12 protein-coding genes are annotated in these 18,564 nt (G+C 42.6%); 8 read left to right on the top strand and 4 right to left on the bottom strand.

Features of this window, described 5'->3' with window-relative positions:
* The 3 genes from BN3769_RS14430 to BN3769_RS05825 all read left to right on the top strand — a co-directional run.
* Window positions 1-164 (top strand): IS1 family transposase (locus BN3769_RS14430; protein WP_228840581.1); only part of this gene is annotated, 164 nt, incomplete at its 5' end.
* Window positions 165-330: 166 nt separating this feature from the next.
* The gene (locus BN3769_RS05830) at window positions 331-2,310 is read left to right on the top strand and encodes a S9 family peptidase (protein ID WP_228840631.1); all 1,980 of its coding nucleotides are present in this window, start codon (window positions 331-333) and stop codon (window positions 2,308-2,310) included.
* An 11-nt stretch (window positions 2,311-2,321) separates the two neighbouring features.
* Entirely contained in the window at window positions 2,322-3,470 is a 1,149-nt protein-coding gene (locus tag BN3769_RS05825; protein ID WP_068468541.1) for a ferredoxin reductase domain-containing protein, read from the top strand.
* 181 nt (window positions 3,471-3,651) lie between these two features.
* Here BN3769_RS05825 and BN3769_RS05820 read toward each other — a convergent pair whose 3' ends face one another.
* Together BN3769_RS05820 and ispF are read right to left on the bottom strand one after the other, a co-directional pair.
* Window positions 3,652-7,500 carry a hypothetical protein gene (locus BN3769_RS05820; RefSeq protein WP_068468539.1) on the bottom strand — a complete coding sequence of 1,283 codons (3,849 nt, stop codon included), beginning with the start codon at window positions 7,498-7,500 and terminating at the stop codon, window positions 3,652-3,654.
* 251 nt (window positions 7,501-7,751) lie between these two features.
* Complete coding sequence (gene ispF, locus BN3769_RS05815; RefSeq protein ID WP_068468538.1) at window positions 7,752-8,246, bottom strand: 2-C-methyl-D-erythritol 2,4-cyclodiphosphate synthase; 495 nt, start codon at window positions 8,244-8,246, stop codon at window positions 7,752-7,754.
* 292 nt (window positions 8,247-8,538) lie between these two features.
* Here ispF and BN3769_RS05810 point away from each other — a divergent pair, with 292 nt between their 5' ends.
* From BN3769_RS05810 to BN3769_RS05790, 5 genes are all read left to right on the top strand, one after another.
* Entirely contained in the window at window positions 8,539-9,669 is a 1,131-nt protein-coding gene (locus BN3769_RS05810) for an ATP-grasp domain-containing protein (RefSeq protein WP_068468536.1), read from the top strand.
* Between the two features lie 381 nt (window positions 9,670-10,050).
* Complete coding sequence (murA, locus tag BN3769_RS05805) at window positions 10,051-11,469, top strand: UDP-N-acetylglucosamine 1-carboxyvinyltransferase (RefSeq protein ID WP_079989425.1); 1,419 nt, start codon at window positions 10,051-10,053, stop codon at window positions 11,467-11,469.
* Window positions 11,470-11,818: 349 nt separating this feature from the next.
* On the top strand, window positions 11,819-12,811 hold the full coding sequence (locus tag BN3769_RS05800) for a KamA family radical SAM protein (RefSeq protein ID WP_068468534.1): 993 nt from the start codon (window positions 11,819-11,821) through the stop codon (window positions 12,809-12,811).
* Window positions 12,812-12,979: 168 nt separating this feature from the next.
* Complete coding sequence (locus BN3769_RS05795) at window positions 12,980-13,795, top strand: hypothetical protein (protein WP_068468532.1); 816 nt, start codon at window positions 12,980-12,982, stop codon at window positions 13,793-13,795.
* 232 nt (window positions 13,796-14,027) lie between these two features.
* Window positions 14,028-15,704: a SulP family inorganic anion transporter gene (locus BN3769_RS05790; protein WP_068468530.1), complete on the top strand. Its 1,677-nt coding sequence runs from the start codon at window positions 14,028-14,030 to the stop codon at window positions 15,702-15,704.
* Window positions 15,705-15,953: 249 nt separating this feature from the next.
* Here the strand turns inward: BN3769_RS05790 and argS are convergent, their stop codons facing one another.
* Together argS and BN3769_RS14425 are read right to left on the bottom strand one after the other, a co-directional pair.
* Complete coding sequence (gene argS / locus BN3769_RS05785; RefSeq protein WP_068468528.1) at window positions 15,954-17,702, bottom strand: arginine--tRNA ligase; 1,749 nt, start codon at window positions 17,700-17,702, stop codon at window positions 15,954-15,956.
* 674 nt (window positions 17,703-18,376) lie between these two features.
* Window positions 18,377-18,564 (bottom strand): IS1 family transposase (locus BN3769_RS14425; RefSeq protein WP_228840602.1); only part of this gene is annotated, 188 nt, incomplete at its 5' end.

Genomic DNA, 18,564 nt, shown 5'->3' with positions numbered 1-18,564 from the left:
AAGAATCTGGCAAAACAAGTTATATTGAAAGATTTAATTGTACTCTTAGACAAAGAGTCGCAAGGCTTGTAAGAAAAACTTTATCTTTCTCTAAAAAACTAGCTAATCATATTGGAATGATCAAATATTTTATCTGTTATTACAATTTAGCATTACATGTTTAGAACTACCGTTAATTCTTATTTAAAGAGAGCCGGTTGCTTAATCGAATGTCTAGAAAAGGATAAAAAGCTGCATTTAATCGGGATAATCGCTAAAATAAGGCCTTCTCAGCATAAGATTTGCTCTTAAAAAGCTTATTTGATGAGCTTTCAACAATAGGATTAAAACATGATAAACAAGTGGAAATGTTTTGTTTGGTTTTTAATGTTAGGATGGTATGGCATGAATTCCCTTTGCGCTCAAGAACAAAAAGGCTCGCATGCAGAGCCGGTTGAACAAGTTCCCTTGATTCCTCGCAAACTTCTTTTCGGCAACCCCGAGAAAACTTCCCCTCAAATCTCTCCAAATGGAACCAAGCTGGCTTATTTGGCTCCCGATGACCGCGATGTGTTAAATGTATGGATAAAAGATCTCGTTCAGCCGGGAAAAGATAAAAAGATTACCTCGGATCAAAAGCGCGGGATCCGCAGTTTTCTGTGGCAGTACGATCAGGATCATATCCTATACATTCAAGATAAGGATGGGGACGAAAATTGGCATTTGTATCAGACCAATATTGAAACGGGAGAAACCAAAGATTTAACGCCTTTTGAAGGGGCAAAAGTCAGCCCTGTCGAGTATGATCCCCGCTTTCCGGAAGAGATGCTGATTCAAATGAATCGGCGCGATCCTTCCTTGTTTGATATCTATCGCCTAAATTTAAAAACAGGCCAGCTTGAGTTGGACACGGAAAATCCAGGAGGAGTCTTTGCTTGGATTTCGGATCATCGCTTGAATATCCGCGCGGCGCAATCCTACACGAAAGAAGGCTCGACTTTGATCCGCGTTCGCGAAAAAAAGAGCGATCCTTGGCATGAGTTGTTGACAATCGATCCGGATGAAATCGGTGGTACAATTCCCGCTTTTGCTCCCGATAATCAATCTTTTTACTTGGTTTCCAGCCTGGATGGCAATACCGCTCGGCTTCTTCGCGTGGACGCCAAAACAGGCCAACGCACACTAGTTGTGGAAGATCCTAACTATGATCTGTCTTCTGTGATGATCAATCCTATGACGTATGCTTTAGAAGCTGTCGGGGTAGACAGAGACCGCTTTGATTGGATTATCATTGATCCGCAATTAAAAGCGGATTTTCAATCTCTCAAAGACCAGTTGAAAGGTCCCTTTACAGTGACAAGCCGGGATTTGGCCAACCAAAACTGGGTGGTGGCTTCTCTATCGGATCAGCGTCCGACGCATTATTATTTATACAATCGTAAAGCGAAAACGCTGTCTTTCCTATTTAGCACACAGCCTGCTTTAGAGCGCTACCGGCTCAGCCAAATGCAGCCTATCCGCTTTCAAGCCCGAGATGGCATGGAGCTGCATGGGTATTTGACCCTGCCGGCTGGAAAAGAGCCGCGCGGATTGCCCATGATCCTGCTCGTACATGGCGGGCCCTGGGCGCGCGATTCTTGGGGATTTAACCCTTCTGTCCAGTGGTTGGCCAACCGCGGCTATGCCGTTTTACAGATCAATTTTAGGGGATCGACGGGGTATGGCAAGCAATATGTCAATGCCGGCAACCGCGAATGGGCGACCAAAATGCAGACAGACTTGCTTGATGGAAAGCAATGGGCAATCCAGCGCGGCTATGCCGATCCTGCGAAAGTGGCCATTTATGGAGGCAGTTATGGGGGCTATGCCGTCTTAGCTGGATTGGCCTTTACTCCCAATGAATTCTGCTGCGGCGTAGATATTGTGGGGCCTTCTAATCTGATTACTTTGCTGCAAACCCTTCCGCCTTATTGGGGGCCTTTGAAAGCGCAAATGGACCGTCGATTGGGTAAATTGGAAACGGAACAAGACTTCTTGAAATCCCGCTCGCCGCTGTTTAAGGCCGATCAGATTAGAAAACCCTTGCTGATCGCCCAAGGGGCGAATGATCCGCGTGTCAAACAAGCCGAAAGCGATCAAATTGTACAAGCGATGCGCCACAATCACTTGCCGGTTGAATACTTGTTATTTACGGATGAGGGACATGGCTTTGCAAGGCCTGAAAACCGCCTTAAATTTTCAGCCGCAGCAGAAGAATTCTTGGCGAAGTACCTGGGAGGAAGGCAGGAGCCGCCAACAGAAGATGAGAATTGGAAATCCCTCGAGCGCTAGGAAAGAAGAGCATGAGTTCGTATAATAAGCAAAATCCTTTTTTAGCATCGATCAAAGAGCGCTATAGCTTGTCAAAGCCGGGTTCTAAGAAGAAGACTCAGCATCTGGTCCTCGATTTGAGAGGATCGGGGCTGACATATGAGGTTGGCGATAGCGTTGGGGTCTTTCCCCGCCATGACCTTGAATTAGTGGCTAAAACCCTGCAGGCAATGAAGATGACGGGGCAGGAATTGATTCAGGCCAAATCTGATGGAGAGCTGATGCCTTTAGGCCGCTTTTTGACAGAAAAGGCCAACATTACGGATATCAGCCCTAAGCTATTAAGAGAGGTATTTGCGCGGCAAAGCGATGTGGATAAAAAGCATCAGCTATCCCTGTTGCTGGAGGAAGGCAACCGCGAGCAACTCAAAAGCTATCTCGAGCGCCATGAAGTATGGGACTTTTTAGCTTTTCATTCAGAAGTCGAATTTGCTCCGCAGGAAATAGCCGATCTGCTCATGCCGTTGCTGCCCCGCTTTTATTCCATTTCTTCTTCTCAACGATATGTTGGGGAAGAGGTCCATCTGACTGTTGCTCCTTTGGAATACGAGTCCAATGGGCACAAGCGAAGAGGGGTTTGCACCCATTATTTATGCTGCCTTGTTGAGTTGCACGATCCGGTTGTACCCATCTTCATCCAGCCATCGCATGGCTTCCGCCTGCCTGCTGATTTACATACGCCCATGATTATGGTTGGGCCAGGCACAGGAGTGGCTCCTTTCCGGGCTTTTCTGCAAGAGCGTATTTTGCATCATCAGAGCAAGGGAAAGCACTGGCTGTTTTTTGGCGAATGGAACCGTGCGCATGATTTTTTCTACGAAGAAGATTGGAGAATTTTTGAGCAGTGCGGGAATTTGCGCCTGAACTTGGCTTTTTCGCGTGATCAGGATCAAAAAATCTATGTTCAGAATCACATGCTGGAACAGGGGGAAGAATTCTATCAATGGCTGGAAGAAGGGGCTTATCTGTATGTGTGCGGAGATGCCCAGCGCATGGCCAAAGATGTCGAGGCAGCCTTGCACGCCATCATTCAAGAGTATGGCTCCAAAGAGCCGCATGAAGCGAAAGAGTATATTAAACGCTTGCGCCAGCAAAAGCGGTATTTGCGCGACGTTTATTAATAACCTGAGTTTGGAGTTTTTTGCCCTTTGGACTGCCGTCGAAAGAGCAAAAACTCCAAACTCAGGTTAATAGAACGACAGGGCACTCAACGTGCTCTGTCGTTTAATTGATTGAGAATGTGAGCGATCTGGTAGGCGTTTTAAAAAAGATGGATTAAAGAACTATTAATTCAGTAAAGGCCTAATTGTTCTCTTTTCCCCACTGTATAGGGATAATTAAATCGATTTGATTGAGAATATCCCTTTCTAATAACTGCTCCGTCAATGGAATGAGTTCGATTCTCTCTTCGCTCAATCCTAGCTGTTTGAATTCTTCCTTCACTTGGGTATAAGCCTTAAATTCAATCGGATCCAGGCTTTTTCGATCGTTTTTTCTTTTTCGGCGATAAATGTCTTGCAGTCCCTCTTCATCATCGGGAACAATCATGGCGGCTTTAATTTTATCATCTAAATTTACGGGAATCTCTATGCTAAAATCGGATGGCGGCTCCAATCCCTCTTTCTTGCCTTTAAAATCTTTATAGTAACCGGCTTTGAAATCGCTAACAAAATTTTCTAATAAAAATTTAACAAGAAGCCTGGACATGTTTTCCATTTCAGGAATTTTAGCCAAAGCTGCGGTAAATATACGTCTCGTCCATCTTTGGAGGGATTCTTCATCCTTAATGGGAATAAGCATATTTTTGGATTCTTTTTCTTCCTGAATTTGATGATAATAATGCAGGGTAAGCTTAAGCTTATCTTTTGTGCGCTGAGAGCGGAAAGTTATATTTTTGCTAAAAAAGTCCAAAATTGTTGCTTCTAATAAAAATCTTTTGGAAGGATCTATTCCATTTTCTAGCTCTTTACACCTGTTGTAAACGAGGCGTCGAAGGACTTGCATGAAATGCCGCTTTAAAGAGGCAACTTGAGGATTAAGGATGATAGACTCTTCTAATCCCGCCCATACGACTCCATCATCCAAAATGATATCCGGAGCAAGCTTCTTATCAATAAAGGTATAAATATCGCTTGAGAATTCTACCTGGCGGGGAAGTCCTAGTATGATATGACCGTAGCGGAACTCTGGCTGCGTGGAAACAAAGGCTCCAAATCCGGACGTGGATTGGGCTGCGTCTATTCCTGTTTGAGTGATCGAAGCGGCAGCCTTGAGGTCGGTTGCATGGAAATATTGAGGAAGGATAAATGTTTTTCCCTGATTTAAAGCTTGTAATCGCTGCTCTTGGCGTATCACAACTTGATCGAGCTTGGCTATCATTAACTCTAGGCCGCGCTTTGTTCCTTCAATCAAAGCATCATATTGGTCCAAGGGAATAGCAATGTCCTTATTGGAAATTTTGGGGACGAGCGATTTGACGTCTTCCAAATTGCTGAAGCTAGGGCTCCTTAATAGTTCTTGAGGAGAGAAGTCCTTGGCAATACTATTACGTCCTTCGCGCATATTGCGCATGAATTTAAATCTGCCCTTTTCATATTTAATAAAGCCGTCTTTTTTTAGGATTCTATGGAAATTTTGCAAAAGTTCTTCCGAGCTTTTGGACAGAACCTCCGAAGTATGCGGCTTAACAGTGTCGAGCACGTCCGATATGCATCTTTCCTTGGCCTCTTTGGCAATAATTTGAATGAAGATGTCTTTAAGAGAAGGAGAAATCACTTGCAGAATAGCTTCAAAATCTTCTGTTTGGAAATTTTTCTGAGAGTCTAGTTTTTCCAAGTATTGCTTTAATTGATCAATTTGTAGATGCGCTTGAGATTTTATAAATTCAATTTTGCTTTGCAACTCTCCTTTTTGCAGATCGAGCTGTCGCGAAGGGTTGGTGGATAAGTTCTGATAAGAGGCCTGTAGGCGAATTTGACGTACATCTTCTAAGTTTTCTCCATAATTGAGAAGGCTGCTCAATGACTCTTGTTGAAAGATAGTCATATTGGAAATAATACGCTGCATGCAGGTTTGAATTTTTGCTTTCCAGATGAGCGCTTGTTCGGCTGGAGAATTCTCTTTATTGAGATAGTGGAGAATGTGCTGCAGTTTAATGAGATGTTGTGGATGGTTGAACTGGTCAATATAAGCATGCAGGCGATCGAGAAACGGATCAAGCGCACAAGTAAAAGAAGGATAATCGCTTAGCGGATCCTGCGTCCTTTCAGTTGATTGTTCAACGGTTGGCTTGTAATGCAAAAGGGCGCTGCGTTTCACCGTCTCTGTGTGTGGTTTCAGTTCGTCGGAAGTTTGAGAAAGAGAGGCATTCAATGGATGCCGGCCATTTCCGATTAAATCCGCATCAACAAATTCTTCTTCCAATAGGCTGATTGCCTCTTTTAACTGCTCTTCACTATCTCTTCCGTTAAAATAAAAAATAAGGACGGGAACAGATTGGTTATTACCGGAATCGGAGGCGAGGTCTTTCTCCATATAAGTGAATTTTCCCTGTAAATAAGGGATATCCTTGAAGGCTTCTAAGGCCCTTTTCAGCGTATGGGTGAAATCGGATTGATGGGGAGTTAAAATGAGGGTCCATTTTGTTCTATCGGTAGGAATGGGGCCTCTTTTAAAGCATGTCCATTGTTCTTTTTGATTGCAGGTGAGCGCATGCTTGCAGCAAATTTGTTTAATGTCGGCTTCAATAATAGGCCCGCTTTGGTGTGAGAAAGAAGTGCTAAGCTTGGTTAATTGTGTGTTTAGCTCCATTTCAATGTGCAGGTCTTGCAGCCAATTTTGTAAATCATGGCCGCTAATATCTAGCTGTTGGGCGACTTTTTCATCTATAGACTTGGCATAGTGCCGCATTTTTGAAGAAACAGACTTATCATTGAAAGCAATAGCAGTTAATTTCAATATATTATCAATCGCTTCTTGGCGCGTCGTTTGCAATTGATCCACTATGTCAGCCAACGTAATGGTTTCTTCAGTCGATTTGACGAGCTTAGATAGGTTAAAGCCTACCGTTAAATTTGGATTAAGAGACTTAAAAATATTCAGCAAAGATCTAAAATTAGCCGTAATGGCTTTTTGATATTGCTGGCCTAATAATAGACCGCGAAAAGAAATGTGCGATTTGCCCATCGATTTGGCCAACGTTTCAACTGAAGGATCAACGCCATTCTTTCTAACTTTTAATAAGGTTTTGCTGCGCTCTAAATCCGTCCATTCAATTTCTACAATCTTTTCCTCAATTTCTATAATTCTTCTTTCTATCTGTTCCTTGTCTGATTTGGGTGCTGTGCCAAGCTTTTTTAAGGCTTCAGTCCGCTCTATTTTTAAGTCTTCCAAGACTGCATATTGATTGAGATAAAAAGCGATTAAGCGTTGCTTGCTTTCCACGACTTCTTGAGGTTCTAATCCTAAATGAGGAGAGGAGGGAAAGGCCGAAGGGGAAAGAGGCGGACTAGGCGGAGAAGATAAGGACATAGAAGATAAGGATAGAGGAGGAATAGCGGGAAACGGATGAGAGGTATTTTTTTGTGCAAAGAGATCTTCGATACTAGGACCACCATTTTGTGTATCCTCAGCAGAAAGAGGAGGGGCTTCTTCAGAGGCCGCGGTTTTTTTCTCTTCCGATAAAGAAGATTTTTTCATCGCAATAGGCGGAATAGGGGGACGTACCGTAGAAGATACAACAGGAGAGGAAATAGGAGTAGGAATAGGAGTGGGAATAGAAAAATGCGTAGACTGAAAAAGACACGATAAAGTTGTATTAAGCCGCTGGCCGGGATCTCTTTTTTGATTATAAAGTCCAATTTTTCTGTTCAACAGCTGATAGAAGTCCGCAATTTTTTTTGAAGATCCTAGATTGAGTTGATCAAAAGCTTGTTGATTAGTTTGAATATAGTGAACGATTGTCCGCAATTGATAACTGTTTAAACCAAGAATACGAGAGAGAAACCATGTCCATAATCCCTTACTTGCTAACTGAAAGCAGGCTCTTCCCTGTTCATCTTTACCCATTTTCAAAATGAAGCGATCATTCCCGTTTAAGAAATCTTGAATAGCTTGGCACGTTGCAGGGGGAAGCACACCAGGAGAAGTCATATTCTTTCCTTAATTATTAATAAATATAATAAACATTAATAATACTATATTCTCTTTTATAAATAAAGGCTAATAATTTAGTTTTTTATTTAAAATCCAGGTGATTTTTAAAATAAATTATAAAAATAGAATGATTTAGAGCCTGTCTTCAAAATGAATTTGAAGACAGGCCCTTAGAGGTTTTTAAATTGGCAACCGGTTGTTATTTTGGTGGATTTTATAAAGAGCCATCGCAATGGCTCATGTAAGAATCAAGAATGGGGCTTATGTTCTTCTGTTGTGACAATGGCAAAAGCTTGCACGCCATCTCCGCAGCCAAAATCGGTTAATCCTTCGCCGGAGGTGGCGGTAACGCCCACTTGGGAGATATCCAATTGCATGACGCGCGCAATATTTTGCCTCATTTCTAATAGGCGATGTTTAAATTTAGGTTTTTTTGCCTCAATTGTAATCGCGACATGGACAATGCGTTGTTTTTCCAGGGTTTTCATGGCTTCATGGAGATAGACTTCACTGTCCGTAATTCCATCTTTTAAGCATAAATCATCTGCAATATCGCCTAAGATAAGCACGCCTGTCAGCGATGTAATGGCATTGCAAATGGCATGAAAGACCACATCTCCATCGGAATTGGCATTAAATCCGGGGGCATCATTAAAAATTAGGCCAGCAATTACACAGGGCTTTGAGGAATCGGCGGGGAGGAATCGGTGGCTATCTTGTCCAATACCGGTACGCACGGTCATAAATTATTCTCCTTTTGTTTGCAAAATGTTGTCATAAGGGGATTTTAAAGTGAAAGAGAAAAATCGGTCTTAGAGGATTTCTTAAAACTGCTAATGGCTTAGCTTTGAGTTCTTTTTTGCTAGAAAGGAGGGCGAGTAAGGGAAAAGAACTTGAATCCAAACCATTAAAAAGGGCTTAATCCACTCTCTTAATCCAGCATTTTAGAGAAAAAAATCTCGAATCTAAGCATTATAGATTTGTAAAATACATTCTTATTTTAAAATATTTAATTTTAATTAATTTAAATTTTTTATGAAAATAATTCATTTAGCTAATACGGATTTTGAATTTGAGCTTGCGCATACGGATGATCTTTCCATTGAGCAAAGCTGGGCGCGCCATCCGCTTTGCTTGCAGTTGCAGTTTGTTCCTCTTTTATATGCCAAGCCTGGTGAAATAATTGCCGTCACGCGTTTACCGGATCATGCTTTTATCCGGGACTTCCAAAAAATGAGCTGGAGGCGGCAAGAAGAGTTCCCTAGCTTAGCTTTGCTTGAAGAAGAAGAGCCTTTTTGTGAAGCTCGCTGTCAATCTTGGGGGCCTTCGCTAAAAGTGTTAAAATGGACTCAACAAAGAAGAATGGACTATACGATTCCTCCTTGGGAGATTGTTTATCAGATTAATAGTAAGGCTTTTAGCTTCCAATATACAAAGTTGAAACAAGCGGTTTTAGTCTATCAGGAAAAAGATCTTTTTAATTGGCTTAAAGAGGTTCCGGGTCCTAAAGTGTTGAAGACTTGTTTTGGCTTATCCGGAAAAGGAAACCGTTTGATTCGCGAACAGACTTCCATAGATAGCTTGCTGGCTTTTTGTAAAAAAGAATGGGCGCTTGGCCGCCCGCTTGTAGCCGAGCCCTGGGTAGAGCGTTGCCTTGATTTTAGTACGCAATGGATTGTTCATCCGGATGGCCGTCAAGAGCTTTTAGGCACAACTGTTTTTGAAACGGACTCTCATGGAGGCTATCAAGCGACCCTAGCCGGCCCTCAGGAAATCCTTTTTCATTCCTATAAGCCTTTTTTAAATGAGCATATTCGTGCTGTAGAAAAGATGCTTAAAGATTTATCTCAAATGGGATTTTTCGGACATGTAGGCGTGGATGCCTTGTTGTATTGGCATGAAAAGGATCGGGAGATTTGTCTATATCCCATTGTAGAAATTAATGGCCGGCAGACCATGTCTTTGGCTGCCCTTCGCTTGCAACAGCGTTGGTTTCCTGATCGGGTCATACGCTTTTCTTTTGCGCAAGCAGATGATCCCAGGCCTTCGCTTTTACCCCTTAGTATGGAGAGTAAAAATTATCCCCCTCTCTTCTTTAAGAGAAAGCTAGTCGTAGAAGAAAATCCTTCATATGAGGTGGTGGGGAAAAAACCGCCAAAGCTTTGATTTCTTCCTCTAATTCGGATTAAGCCTTTTCTATCAGGGACTGTCTTCGAATTTCATCATAACCTGAGTTCGGATTCGAGCTCTTTTCCCTTATTCGAACCTCCTCCTTGGAAGGAAAGAACGCGCATCTGGGTCATGAATGGTTTTGATACACCTTCTAAATGGCTTTGCTTTGACTTGCCAATCGACCTTTAAATACAGCTTTCAAAAAATAATAAATTTTCTTTTAAAAATGTGCTAAATTGATTACTTTCAAGGAGGTGGAAGACTGGCATTGAAAATGAGAATCATTTGTTGATTGCATAGAACGCGTGACTATTGTAATTTCTTTCTCCTTTATTAATCCAAATTAAAATTTAGAATAAGCGGACTGGTGCGGGCATGGATATTTTAAAGATTACAGGAGGGGCGCCTCTTAAAGGGAGTATAAGGGCGGCTGGCGCTAAAAATGCCATGACAAAACTTCTTGTTGCTTCTCTATTATCTGACAAGCGGTGCAGATTTTATAATGTTCCCAATATTGGAGATGTAGAGGTCACAGTTTCGCTTTGCCAGGAAATAGGCATGGATGTGCAATGGGACCGCGAAGCCAGGACAATGGAAGTCATCACAAAAGAACTGAAAACTTCTTATGTCCCGCAAAGATTTTCCGGATCCAACCGCATTCCCATTTTAATGATCGGAGCCCTTTTGGGACGTACGGATCAAGATATTATTGTCCCAACAACGGGAGGATGCTCCATTGGACAGCGTCCTGTTGATTTTCATATCCAAGCGCTGGAGCAATTAGGGGCAGTTATTGAGTATAGAGGAATGAAGCGGGAAGGCGCCTATTTTGCCCATGCCCATAATGGCCTCAAAGGAACCATTATCACTCTTCCTTATCCATCTGTAGGAGCGACTGAAAATACGATTTTAGCCGGAGTGACAGCTCGCGGGACAACGGTGATTAAAAATGCGGCGATCGAACCGGAAATTATTGAGTTGATCTTATTCCTCCAAAAGCTTGGAGCGATTATTGCCATTGACGTGGACCGCACTATCCGCATTCATGGCACGCGCCGCTTCTATGAAGTTGAGCATACCGTCATTCCAGACCGCATTGAAGCGGCTTCTTGGGGAATGGCTGCGATTGCGACAAAGGGAAGAGTATTTGTCGAAGGCGCCCAACATGTGAATATGCTCACGTTTTTAAATAAACTCCGCGAAGTCGGGGGCGGCTTTGATATCAAAGGCAATGGCATAGAATTCTTTTATGACGGCCCGCTGCAAGGAGGGCTTCACCTGGAGACGGATGTTCATCCGGGATTCATGACGGATTGGCAACAACCTTTTGTTGTTTTGCTGACGCAGGCTTCTGGTACGTCAGTTGTGCATGAAACGGTCTATGAAAACCGCTTTGGCTATACCGAAACGCTGCGTGAAATGGGGGCAGATATTACCTTATTCAGGCAGTGCCTAGGAGGAAAACAATGTCGCTTTGCCTCGCAAAGTTTTTGTCATAGCGCGATTATCAAAGGATCTACTTCTCTGATTGGAAAAGAAATTCGCATTCCAGATCTTCGAGCTGGTTTCGCTTATGTAATGGCTGCCTTAATTGCCTCCGAGACTAGCTCAATATCAGGTCTTGAGTTCTTAGAAAGAGGGTATGAAGACTTGGTGAATAAATTAGAACTGCTTGGAGCGGATGCAGAACTGATTAAAAAGAAGGAAGAAAGCGGTCAACCTGTTTTGGCCAAGTTGAAGGCTTCGCAAAATTTGTTAGAGCCTATTTTGATCAGGGTGTCTGAGAAGGGATAAAAGCAAAGAAATAGTGGATAAGATCCCAACTTAATCCGCTAATAGCTCTAAAGACGTATTTAGGTTCCTCCCGCCCTCTGGAAAGAGGGCTGTTTGCTTATAGCATTTCTTAAAATCGCTAATGGCCTGGAATCGAGAGCTTTGTCTCTTATGATGTTCCTTCCGCCCAAATCCTCTAAAACAATAGTAGGTTTTTTTATCCTAGTATGTTAAGCTTGAATCTTTTATTAATATTCAGCGTTCCTGATTCGGAAAAATAAACTTATTTTTCTATTCAAGCTGCTACTTGTCTTTTAGAGAAGCTTTGGCAGTGCCAAGCATCCTCTTAATGGAGCCATTGTTTTAATCTATGTCTTGTCCAATTCCACTGATCACTCCTGCTCCTTGGAGAGCAATTTTAAGGGAAAATTTTAATCGCGTAGAAGCATTAGCGGATTTTTTGGAGTTGTCGTCCCAACAGCGCCAGCAGTTGCTTTTTAAGCCTACCTTTGCCATTAATGTTCCTCTTAGATTGGCTCAAAAGATGGCAAAACAAAATTTGGACGACCCTCTAGTTAGGCAATTCTTGCCTACTAGGCAAGAGAATGAGAATCATCCGGACTTTGTTTTGGATCCTGTTCAAGATGAGACATTCCGCTGCGAAGCCAAGCTATTGCATAAATATGAAGGAAGAGTATTGCTTGTTTGCACGAGCGCGTGCGCCATGCATTGCCGCTACTGCTTTAGGCAGAATTTTTCATATGATAGAGAAGATAAGCTTTTTTTGGCAGAGATTGAAGCCATTCGATCGGATGCTTCCATTCATGAAGTGATTTTAAGCGGGGGAGATCCCCTATCGCTTTCCGATGAGACATTGAAGTCTTTACTCGATCAGCTTAATGCTATTCCGCATCTGAAGCGCCTGCGCTTTCATACGCGTTTCCCTATCGGAATTCCCGAACGCATTGACGATAGTTTTCTCCGTTTGATTTCCGCCTGTTCCAAGCAACTTTTCTTTGTCATCCACTGTAACCATCCCAAAGAGCTGGGCGCAGATCTTTTTGCGCGCTTAAAAGAGCTGCAGAAGCTAGGTTGCGTGCTGTTAAATCAAGCCGTTTTATTAAAGGGAGTAAACGATGATGCTCCCACTCTTAGAACGCTCTGCGAAGAGCTGGCCGATCAGGGAATCCTTCCTTATTATCTGCATCAATTAGATCGCGTGCAGGGCACTGCCCATTTTGAAGTCGAAGAAGAGCAAGGGCGAGCACTTATTCGTGAGATCGCCCGTAGTCTTCCCGGCTATGCGGTGCCCAAATATGTGCGCGAAATTGCTGGCGAACCGCATAAAACACCTTTAAATTAACAGCTGTCCGAAACCGCTAATGAAACTAGATTCGAGTTCTTTTCCGGGGCGGCAAGAAGTTATTATGCATTTAATATCCTTCTAGCAATAGATAAAAGTAATAAGCTTGCTAAAAAATAATTTTTAATTTAATCAAAAATTAAATTTGTTTTTATTGCGGAGGACGGGATGCGCAAGCTTTTACATTTTTTGATGGTTGCCATTTGCCTTTTTGCTATGGAAGGACATCTTTTTGCCGATGAAGATGAGGACTTAATTGAGTATTATCATGATGAGCCGGACTACTTGGCAGATGAACTAAGTGGAATGCTTCCTTATGGCATAAATGAAGGCGATTTGGATAAGGATCCCTTAAGTGCCCAACATCCGGATGTGGTTGATTGGGTTGTAGGAGCCGCTTCCGGGAAAGTGGAGTATATCTTATATCTTCGTCCGGGGGGCGCATTAGGAAACCAGCTGCGCAAATTTTGGAATGCCGTTAAAGACAAGCATTTAAAGAATGAAGCAGTCGACAAGTATCCGCCTCATTGTTCCCTCACGGGATTTTTTCCTGGAAAGATGTCTCAGGAGGATGATTACAAGGAGGATTTAAATCAAGCCTTGCAGGGCAGGGGACCCATTAATTTAAAAATAACAAGTACAGCTGTTAGCCAGGGGCCAAAGTTAGACTACATTCCTTTGCAATCCTCCGATCTATTGAGCATCACTATGGCTTTTGTCAATCTTCTTCAGCTGCCGCAAGAGTTTTTAGATACCCATCCCGAATTTATCAAAGGGCTTCCCGGTCATTTTGGCTATCACATTTCTTTGCGGGAAAATACGAATGCAAAGACAACGACCCAGGTTCGCAAATTAGAGAATCAATACATTAATTTAAGTACGCCAAATTTAGCGCAGAATACAACTTGGAGCTTGTACATTTATCGAAGAATTAATGGAGGGGCGCTAGATGAGGTGACGCGCGTGCCGATTACGGTGCAGTAGTCCGCTAGCTGCATGGCAGAGCGAGCGTTTAAGCTGCCTTCCTTTTAAGGCAGCTTCTTCCGTTTTCATCCAATTTCATCTTTCTACAACGATTCGTTTAGAATAATTGCTCGATTAAATGTAGAGGCATCCTATTTTTGTCTGTAGGAATCCAAATTTTTAAATTTTACTAGTGGCCAATGAAGCGAAGTGCTAAGCTCGCTTTCATATTTGTTTTCCGTGAGACTGAATCATGCAGTTCAAATATAAAGATTTTATTCCCAAAAGTGTCGTTTGCCTTCAAGAAGGCTATAACTGGAATTATTTCCTGAGCGATCTTTTTGCAGGTATAAGCGTCGGCGTCATTGCGTTGCCTTTGGCGCTTGCGTTCGGTATCGCTTCCGGCGTCTCTCCTGAGAAAGGATTAATAACGGCCATTATTGCCGGTTTCTTAATTTCCCTCTTCAGCGGCAGCCGGGTGCAAATCGGAGGCCCTACTGGCGCCTTTGTCGTCATCATCTATGAAATTATTCAAAAATATGGCTACGATGGCCTGGCTTTGGCCACCCTTGTTGCGGCTGTGATGATGATTTTAATGGGGCTTGCCCGCTTTGGCGTGCTTTTAAGGTTTATCCCTTATCCCGTCACGGTAGGCTTTACAACGGGTATTGCCGTTGTCATTTTCTCTTCTCAAATAAAAGATTTTTTGGGATTGCAGATAGAAAAAGTTCCTTCGAAATTTTTAGAAAAATGCCTCATTTTTTGTGAAACGGCGCATACCTGGAATCCGTGGGCTTTTGCGATTGCTGCTTCAACGCTTGCCCTCATCTTTATTTTAAGGCATTATTATCCCAAATTGCCTGGAGCGATCTTCGCTGTCGCTTTGGCGACGATAGCGACCTCTGCGTTTCAGCTTCCCCTTGAGACAATCGAGGCAAAATTTGGCGGCATTCCAAGTGCCATCCCGACTCCGGCCTTGCCAAGCTTTTCTTACGATCTATTAAAGACGATTTTTCCGGATGCGATCACCATCGCTTTATTAGGTGCCATTGAATCGCTTTTATCCGCTGTTGTTGCAGATGGAATGACCGGGCATAAGCATCGCTCGAATTGCGAGCTTGTCGGCCAGGGATTGGCAAATATTGGATCGGTTCTTTTCGGGGGAATTCCCGCTACCGGAGCGATCGCCCGCACGTCTGCAAACATTCGCATGGGAGCTAAAACGCCGTTTGCAGGTATGATCCATGCCATTACGCTTCTTCTGCTCATGCTGTTTCTCGCTCCTTTGGCCGGAAAAATTCCCCTAGCAGCCCTCTCGGGAGTACTGCTATTCGTTGCTTGGAATATGAGCGAACTGCCGCACTTTATAGAGATTTTAAAAGGGCAAAGAGGCGATGCGCTCGTCCTGGTCATGACGTTTTTACTGACTGTTTTGATTGATTTAACGGTTGCCGTTCAAATTGGGGTCATTCTTTCCGCTTTCATTTTTCTTAAGCGCATGACGGACAAAACGACGGTTGAAATTTGCAAACTATTGGTCAAAGAGAATGAACACGAAGATCCGGAATTCAATAATGACAAAATGCTGTTAAGACAAGATATTCCTTCAGATGTTGTCGTCTTTGAGATAAGAGGGCCTTTTTTCTACAGTGTGGCTGACTTGTTGGATGAGGCTTTAAGCCGGCTGGATACGGTTCCGCGCTTCTTTATTTTACGACTGAACAAGACGCCTTTAGTGGATGCGACAGGCATCCATGCTTTAAAGCAGTTTAACAAGAAATGCAAGCAAAAGGGCGTTGTTTTCTTGCTCTCCGAAATCAATCCAAACCTGCATCAATTATTTAAGCAATCCAAAGTAGAGGAACTTGTCGGAAAAGAATTCATTTTTTCCGATATTGATACCGCCCTAGATTTTGCCAGGGAACATTAAACAGAGCTTAGAGGGTGTATTAAAATCCAAGCTTGATTGGAATAGATAAGAAAAAATTCTTGCTAGACTGAACAAGCCGGGCAATACGCGAAAACTATTTTAAGCCACACGAGTGGCGTGGCTTAAAGCGGTTGTAGGTCAGGTCACATGCCTTCTTTTCAAGAACTACCCTTAGAGGTTTTAGTACACCCTCTTAGAGGATAAATTAAAACTTAGGTTAATCTATCTTTTTAGATCTGGCTTTTCAGGTTACATTCTCTCTACTGTTGGCACGCCTAAAATATCAAGGCCTTGTTTGAGAACGCGCGCTGTCGCTTCGCAAAGCAGCAAACGTTCATTCTGCTGAGGGCTTCCCTCTACTCGGCAATCGCGGAAAAAGGCATTAAATTTTTCAGCAAGGGTATAGAGGTAATCCGTCAAGCGGTTGGGCAAAAGATCATTGGCAACCGCTTCCAAGGCTTCATCAAAGCGCAGTAAATGCAAGCCTAGGTCAATTTCTGAAGGGTGTTCTAAATGAATATGGCAGTGATCTAAGAGAGAAGCAGGTTCAATTTTCAGGCGTCGCTTAATTCCAGCTACACGTACATAAGCGTACATGAGAAAAGCGGCCGTATTGCCTTCGAAGCGCAACATGCGATCATAGCTGAACGTGTAATCGCTCATGCGGTGGGTGGAAAGATCGGCGTACTTAATGGCCCCTACTCCAAGGGCATGGGCCAGCTTCTGCCGTTCCGCTTCATCCATTTCCGGATTGCGCTCAATCAAAATTTTTTCCGCATGGTCGATTGCAGCTTGAATTAGGTCAATTAAGCGCTCGGTTTCACCTGCGCGCGTGCGGAATTTTTTTCCGTCCGGGCCCAATACAAGCCCAAAGGGGACATGGTCCGTTCTGACTTGTTTTGGATTCAAGTAGCCTGCCATCTCGGCAGCTTTGAAAATCATTTGAAAGTGAGTGCTTTGTCCTGCATCTGTGACGTAGATTAAGCGGTCGCCTTTTTCTTGATGAATGCGGTGGTAGATAGCGGCCATATCTGTCGTATCATAGTTGTATCCGCCATCCGATTTTTGGACCATGAGAGGGAGCATCTCGCCCTCGCGATTTTGAAATCCTTCTACAAAAATGCACTTGGCTCCTTCTGAAATTTGGACCAGTCCCTTTTTTTCTAAGTCGGCGACAATTTCGGCCAAAAAGGGATTATAGAAAGACTCGCCGCGGTCAATGAGTTTGACTCCCAGCAAGTCGTAGATTTCTTTGTAAGCTTTGCTTGAAATCTCGCAAATGATTTGCCAGGCATGCCGGGCTTGGGGCTGTCCTTGCTGTAAGGCCACGACTTCTAGTTGGGCGCGTCGCTTAAAATCAGGATCTTCGTCAAATTTCTTTTTAGAAGCCCGGTACCAATTGACCAGATGAGTCAAGTCGGTCTTTTGTTTGCCGGTTAAGACATCCGGCGCCTCTTCTTTCATATAAGCAATCAACATGCCGAATGCCGTTCCCCAATCTCCCAAATGATTCAGGCGCAAAACGTCATATCCCAAAAATTCAAACAAGCGGGCTAAAGAATCTCCGATAATCGTTGAACGCAAGTGTCCCACGTGCATTTCTTTGGCAACATTTGGCGAGGAAAAATCAATAATGATGCGTTGCTGGTGGGCGGGTTTGTCAATTCCCAAATGCGAATCGCGCAAGAGGATGTCAACTCTTTGGGACAGATGATCTTTATTTAAGGTAATATTGATAAAGCCCGGACCTGCAATTTCCGTCTGGGCGATCAATCCATCTTGCTGATCTAAGTTTTCAACAATTTTTTCAGCAATTTGCCGAGGGTTCTGTTTAAGGATTTTTGTTAACTTCATTGCCGAATTGTATTGATAGTGGCCGAACTTTCCCTGCGTGCTGGGAGTCACTTCTGTTGGAAAATCGGTTGCGTCTAATTCAGGGAAGGCTTTCTTGGCGGCTTTTTGAAAAAGATCAATCAAATTGTTAAGTAAACTTTTCATAATTTAGTCAAAGCATGAAGGATGGAGGTTAGCCAAACAAGCCCAATGGCAAGATCGCCTTGTCAATTGAACGCATTTTGCTTTTTATAACTATTAACTGATTAATTTTATCATGCCAGTGAGAAAAACTCAAATGTTGTCTTATTAACCCGAGCGTGGAGTTTTTTTGCTCTTGGAATTGACGGGAAAGCTCTTGCCATTTGTTCGTCTCCGCGGCTTTGACGCAGTCGGAAGGGCAAAAAAACTCTACGCTCAGGTTAAGAGGCAAAATTTAACGATTGAGCAATAGGGTGATTCCGATTAAGCTAAGGAGTCCAAGAATGCCAATTGAAGAGTCGTTGAAATTTATTTGCAAGGGTCTGCAATGACTTAAGAAGTAATGCACATCCCTTTTCAAGAGGGAAAAATCTTTTTTAAACTCTTCCCAGATAAATTTAAATACAGAGAAAGCAATATTTGTAATTTTATTATAAATAGTTTCAATGGATTTGGATATTGAATAATAACAATTTGAAATATTATTCATATTTAAAATTTCATTTACCATATAAATATCCAGTCTTTAAATTTGATTAATTATTTATTGGTGAATGTTTAAAATCAATCTCAAATAATTGGTAATAAGTTAAATAAAATTTGTTTTTGCTATATTTTAAATAATAAATTCGGTAGTTCTAAACATGTAATGCTAAATTGTAATAACAGATAAAATATTTGATCATTCCAATATGATTGGCTAGTTTTTTAGAGAAAGATAAAGTTTTTCTTACAAGCCTTGCGACTCTTTGTCTAAGAGTACAATTAAATCTTTCAATATAACTTGTTTTGCCAGATTCTTTTCCAACTGGTCGGTGTTGAGCCC

It is taken from the genome of Candidatus Protochlamydia phocaeensis (genome assembly GCF_001545115.1).
Classification (GTDB): domain Bacteria; phylum Chlamydiota; class Chlamydiia; order Chlamydiales; family Parachlamydiaceae; genus Protochlamydia_A; species Protochlamydia_A phocaeensis.
Note: the sequence above shows the minus strand (reverse complement) of the source record. Positions and strands in the feature narration are given on the sequence as shown.